This window comes from Polaromonas sp. P1_G4 (assembly GCF_056405475.1).
Genome location: NZ_JBFUCA010000304.1, coordinates 1 through 5,199, shown reverse-complemented (window position 1 = coordinate 5,199; position 5,199 = coordinate 1). Strand labels below are relative to the sequence as shown.

The 5,199-nt window shown below is 60.9% G+C and carries 7 protein-coding genes; all 7 read right to left on the bottom strand.

Annotated features, from left to right (window positions below; translation table 11 throughout):
• Positions 1-659, bottom strand: a 659-nt coding sequence (locus AC1D1X_RS15060) for a biotin carboxylase N-terminal domain-containing protein (protein ID WP_477698568.1), incomplete at its 3' end; no start/stop codon positions are given.
• A gap of 4 nt (positions 660-663) precedes the next feature.
• Positions 664-960, bottom strand: a complete 297-nt coding sequence (locus AC1D1X_RS15055; RefSeq protein ID WP_477669123.1) for a helix-hairpin-helix domain-containing protein — start codon at positions 958-960, stop codon at positions 664-666.
• Between the two features lie 10 nt (positions 961-970).
• Positions 971-2,503: an acyl-CoA carboxylase subunit beta gene (locus tag AC1D1X_RS15050; RefSeq protein WP_477698567.1), complete on the bottom strand. Its 1,533-nt coding sequence runs from the start codon at positions 2,501-2,503 to the stop codon at positions 971-973.
• 33 nt (positions 2,504-2,536) lie between these two features.
• On the bottom strand, positions 2,537-3,409 hold the full coding sequence (locus tag AC1D1X_RS15045) for an alpha/beta hydrolase family protein (RefSeq protein ID WP_477669121.1): 873 nt from the start codon (positions 3,407-3,409) through the stop codon (positions 2,537-2,539).
• A complete protein-coding gene (meaB, locus tag AC1D1X_RS15040; protein WP_477669607.1) occupies positions 3,406-4,434 on the bottom strand; it encodes a methylmalonyl Co-A mutase-associated GTPase MeaB in 1,029 nt (342 codons plus the stop codon). Before meaB ends, AC1D1X_RS15045 begins: the two co-directional genes overlap by 4 nt.
• On the bottom strand, positions 4,434-4,901 hold the full coding sequence (locus AC1D1X_RS15035) for a GNAT family N-acetyltransferase (protein WP_477669120.1): 468 nt from the start codon (positions 4,899-4,901) through the stop codon (positions 4,434-4,436). The genes meaB and AC1D1X_RS15035 overlap by 1 nt, the downstream gene beginning before the upstream one ends.
• Positions 4,902-4,908: 7 nt before the next feature.
• A partial coding sequence (locus AC1D1X_RS15030; RefSeq protein ID WP_477698566.1) for a cobalamin-dependent protein occupies positions 4,909-5,199 on the bottom strand: 291 nt, incomplete at its 5' end.

Here is a 5,199-nt window from a genome sequence, read left to right as displayed (position 1 = left end):
TTGCCATGGCTATCGCCCAGCAACTGGATTTCGATGTGGCGGGGTTCTTCGACAAACTTCTCGATAAAGACGCGGTCGTCGCCAAAGCTGTTGCGCGCTTCGTTGCGGCAAGAGGTAAAGCCTTCAAAGGCCTCCTTGTCGTTGAACGCCACGCGCAAGCCTTTGCCACCACCGCCGGCAGAGGCCTTGATCATCACCGGGTAGCCAATGCCCTTGGCAATCTCCACGGCCTTCTCGGCCGTTTCAATCGCATCGTTCACGCCGGGAATGCAATTCACGCCCGCCGCGCCGGCCAGCTTTTTCGATTCAATCTTGTCGCCCATGGCGGCAATCGAATAGTGCTTGGGGCCGATAAAGATGATGCCCTCTTCCTCGACACGTTTGGCAAAGCCTGCGTTTTCGCTCAGAAAGCCATAGCCAGGGTGCACTGCCTGCGCACCCGTTTGCTTGCAAGCCGCAATAATTTTGTCGGCCTGCAGATAGCTGTCACGGCTGGGCGCCGGGCCTATGTTGACGGCCTCGTCCGCCAACTCAACGTGGCGGGCGTMTTTGTCGGCGTCGGAATACACCGCAACAGTCTTGATGCCCATTTTTCGGGCGGTGAGAATGACGCGGCAAGCGATCTCGCCCCGATTCGCAATCAGTATTTTGGTAAACATCGTTTTACTTCCTGTCCTGTTTGGCGAGCAGCGCCTTGCGCTCGGCCGTAAAGTCCCACCACGGCTGTTTCGGTCCGCCGTTCATGAATTTTTTCGCTGCCATGAAGGTGTCAAGAACGCATGGGTCGTGACGCCGGCCCATGGGATCACGCAACGCCTCGTACATCTTCAACGCGTTCATGCGCTTCACATCCGACGGGGCTTGAATGCCGACGGACTGCAGATCCGCCGCCAGCGACTTTCCGATATTCGGTATGTCGGTCAATACCCTCACCTCTGCAGCATGCATTGCCTTGGCCATCACGCGGTCCCTACAGTGGAATGTTCCCGTGCTTGCGCCACGGGTTCTCAATCTTCTTGTCGCGCAGCATCACCAGCGACCGGCAGATGCGCTTGCGCGTCTCATGCGGCAGGATCACGTCGTCGATAAAGCCGCGCGCGCCAGCGACAAAAGGATTGGCAAAGCGGGCCTTGTATTCGGCCTCTTTGGCAGCCAGCTTGGCCGGGTCACMCTTGTCTTCGCGGAAGATGATTTCCACCGCGCCCTTGGCGCCCATCACGGCGATTTCGGCGTTGGGCCAGGCGAAGTTGACGTCGCCGCGCAGATGTTTGGAGCTCATCACATCATAAGCGCCACCATAAGCCTTGCGGGTGATCACGGTGATCTTGGGCACGGTGCATTCGGCATACGCATAGAGCAGCTTGGCGCCGTGCTTGATGATGCCGCCGTATTCCTGGCTGGTGCCGGGCATGAAACCGGGAACGTCGACAAAGGTAATCACCGGAATGTTGAAGGCATCGCAAAAGCGCACAAAGCGTGCAGCCTTGATGGAGCTTTTGATGTCCAGGCAACCCGCCAGCACCAAAGGCTGGTTGGCGACGATGCCGACCGACTGGCCTTCCATGCGGGCAAAGCCGATGATGATGTTTTTGGCGTACTCGGGCTGGATCTCGAAGAAGTCGCCGTCGTCCACCGTCTTGACGATGAGTTCCTTCATGTCGTAGGGCTTGTTCGGGTTCTCGGGCACCAGYGTGTCCAGGCTCAGGTCCATACGGCCAGCCGGGTCGGCGCTGGGGCGCACCGGGGCTTTTTCACGGTTGTTGAGCGGCAGGTAGTTGTAGAGGCGGCGCAGCATCAGCAGCGCCTCGACGTCGTTCTCGAATGCCAGGTCGGCCACGCCGCTACGTGTGGTGTGGGTGGTGGCGCCGCCCAGTTCTTCGGCCGTTACTTCCTCATGGGTCACGGTCTTGACGACTTCGGGCCCCGTCACAAACATGTAGGAGCTGTCCTTGACCATGAAGATGAAGTCGGTCATGGCGGGGGAATACACGGCGCCGCCGGCGCTCGGCCCCATGATCATGCTGATCTGCGGAATCACGCCACTGGCCATCACGTTGCGCTGGAACACATCGGCATAACCGCCCAATGACGCCACACCTTCCTGAATACGGGCACCGCCCGAGTCATTGAGGCCGATGACCGGCGCGCCGACCTTCATGGCCTGGTCCATCACCTTGCAGATTTTCTCGGCATGAGCTTCGCTCAGGGCGCCGCCAAACACGGTGAAGTCCTGGCTGAAGACAAACACCAGGCGGCCGTTGATCATGCCGTAGCCGGTGACGACGCCGTCGCCCGGAATCTTGTTGTCCTGCATGCCGAAGTCGGTGCAGCGGTGTTCGACAAACATGTCCCACTCTTCAAACGTGCCTTCGTCGAGCAGCAGCTCCAGCCGTTCGCGCGCTGTCAGTTTGCCTTTGCCGTGCTGCGCATCGATGCGCTTTTGCCCGCCGCCCAATCGGGCCGCGGCGCGTTTCTTTTCGAGTTGTTCAAGGATTTCTTGCATGGTGTGTTCCGCTTTTTTTGGGACGGTGAAAATTTATTTGGCAGGTTCAAACAAAAGGCGGGCGGCGGCCTGGCTCATGCGGCGCGACTCGTGCCCCACGCCCGGCACGGTGGCACGCTCCCAGGCCAGGGGTGTGCCCAGCTTCTGCGCCTGCGCCTGGGCCTGCTCGAAGAAGTGGGTGCCGCGCTCAAAGCGGTTCACGCCTTGGGCTGTGGCTTGCCTGGCCTTGGGAAGGTTGGCCTCATCGGTTTTTATGTCAGTTTCACCAAGCAGCACGATCAGCTTGCGGGCAAAAACCTGCCTGAGTTTGTCGGGGCTGACAATGCTTTCGTTAAGCGCGTAGGGAAATTTGTCTTCCATCAGGCCTGGATATCGGGGCATGGTGTAACTGCCGGCATTGGCCGCCACGGCGACTGAAACGCGGGGTGCCTCGGCCAGCAGCATAAAGCGGTGCACAAACTGCCCGCCCGCCGAGTGGCCGAACAGCAGGTAGTCGCTCGCCGCGAGGCCCTCACCAGCACGGACAAAATCGAAAAGATGCTCGACGATCTGGAAAGACCACTGGGCCCGGTCACGGCTTTCAATGCCGCCCATGTTGAACAACCTGGAAGAAAACCGCGCCTCGTCAAACTCCGGGGCCAGCACGATGAGTTTATTTTTCTCCGCAAAAGGCATCCAGTTGTCGCGCATGCGCGAGCCCTGCCGTTCCGCGCCGTGGATCACCATCATTACCTTGGCATCGGGGCCGGCGCTGCGCGCCTTGTAGTAATGCACCGTGACGGGCTTGTCCGCGAAATAGCCTTTGTCGGTGAAGACAAAACTCTGCGGCTCGCCGGCGACCATGCCGCCGGCCCACGCCAGGCATGCCTGAAAAAGCAGCACGAAAAGAATGGCGATTTTCTTCATGCATTCCATCCTTTGGATGCCAGGGCCAGCAAGCTCCTGGCGGCTGTCGATGCCGCGACTTCACCGCGCGCCACTTCGGCCAGCAAGCCGGGCAGGCGCTCACGCACCTGCGGATCCTGACGGAAAGCCTGCTTGAGGCCGGCGTCTATGCGCTCCCACATCCATGACAGCGACTGCTGCTGGCGCCGGGCGGCCAGCTGGCCATTGGCAGTCTGCAGGGACTTGAACTGCATCACGGCTTTCCAGAACACGTCCACGCCTTTGTTGTGCAGGGCGCTGAGCTGGATGACTTGCGGATGCCAGTTTTTGTCGAAATTAGCGGCCTGCGCGCCGTCCATGGCGTTGTTGACCAGACCGAACAAGCGCATGGCTGACGTGATCTGCGCCTCAGCGCGCATCGCCGCGTCGGCATCGATGTCGGCCTTGTTGATGATGACGAGGTCGGCCAGTTCCATCACGCCCTTTTTGATGGCCTGCAGGTCGTCACCGGCATTGGGCAGCTGCATCAGCACAAACATGTCGGTCATGTTGGCGACGGCGGTTTCGCTCTGGCCCACGCCCACGGTTTCCACAATCACCACGTCGTACCCGGCGGCTTCGCAGACCAGCATCGCCTCGCGCGTCTTTTCGGCCACGCCGCCCAGGTTTCCGCTGGAAGGGCTGGGCCGGATATAGGCACGGTCATGCACCGAGAGCTTTTCCATGCGGGTCTTGTCGCCCAGGATGGAGCCGCCTGAGACGGAAGAAGAAGGATCGATCGTGAGCACGGCCACACGGTGGCCCTGGGTGATCAGGTACAGGCCCAGTACCTCGATGAAGGTGGACTTGCCCACGCCGGGAACGCCGCTRATGCCCAGGCGCATGGCCTTGCCGGTGTGGGGCAGCAGGGCCGTGAGTAACTCGTCTCCCTGGGCGCGGTGGTCGGCGCGGGTGGACTCCAGCAGCGTGATGGCCTTGGCGATGGCGCGGCGCTGCACCATTGGGTCCGGGCCCATGATGGCCTGGAGGAAATCGGGCGCGGCCATCACGCGACCGACTCCGTGGCTGGCCATTCGTAGTGCAAGTCGACACCCTCTTCTCCTTGCAGCACAAAGCCGTGGCGCATATAGAAGCGATTCGCATCGCTCCCTTTCAGCGCAGTCAGCCTGACGGCCAGGCTACGCTCGCGTGCCTGCCTGATCACCTGCCGCAGCACCCACGAACCTATGCCCTGACCGCTGGCGTTGCTGCGCAGATAGAGATGATCGAGCCGCAGGGCTGCATCACCCTCAGGCTTGAGCGTGAAGAAGCCCACGCGATTGCCGTCAAGCAGGATGTGTTGCATGTACGGCGGAAAAAATCCCGCGGACAAGCGCTCGCGCGAGCGCGCAAGATCGAAGCGGCCAACGCGCTCCAGGCTGGGGCGCATGGCATCGATGCGCAAAGCCAGCATCTCCTCGAAATCACCGGCGATAACCGGCTGCAAGGACAGGCGGGAACTGATATCCGTCACCGCAGACTCATTTCGCAACAGCTTTGCGAATCTGCTCCAGCACATCCTTGGCGCTGGCCGGGATCGGCGTGCCCGGGCCGTAGATGCCTTTCACGCCGGCTTCGTACAGCATGTCGTAATCCTGCCTTGGAATCACGCCGCCGACAAACACGATGATGTCGTCGGCGCCCTGCTTCTTGAGCTCGGCGATGATGGCCGGCACCAGCGTCTTGTGGCCGGCCGCCAGCGTAGAGACACCGACCGCATGCACGTCGTTCTCAATCGCCTGGCGCGCGCACTCTTCGGGTGTCTGGAACAG

Excerpts from the sequence above, each read along its gene's own strand:
- AC1D1X_RS15045 (WP_477669121.1), bottom strand. The coding sequence starts at position 3,409 with ATGAAGAAAATCGCCATTCTTTTCGTGCTGCTTTTTCAGGCATGCCTG.
- AC1D1X_RS15055 (WP_477669123.1), bottom strand. The coding sequence starts at position 960 with ATGGCCAAGGCAATGCATGCTGCAGAGGTGAGGGTATTGACCGACATA.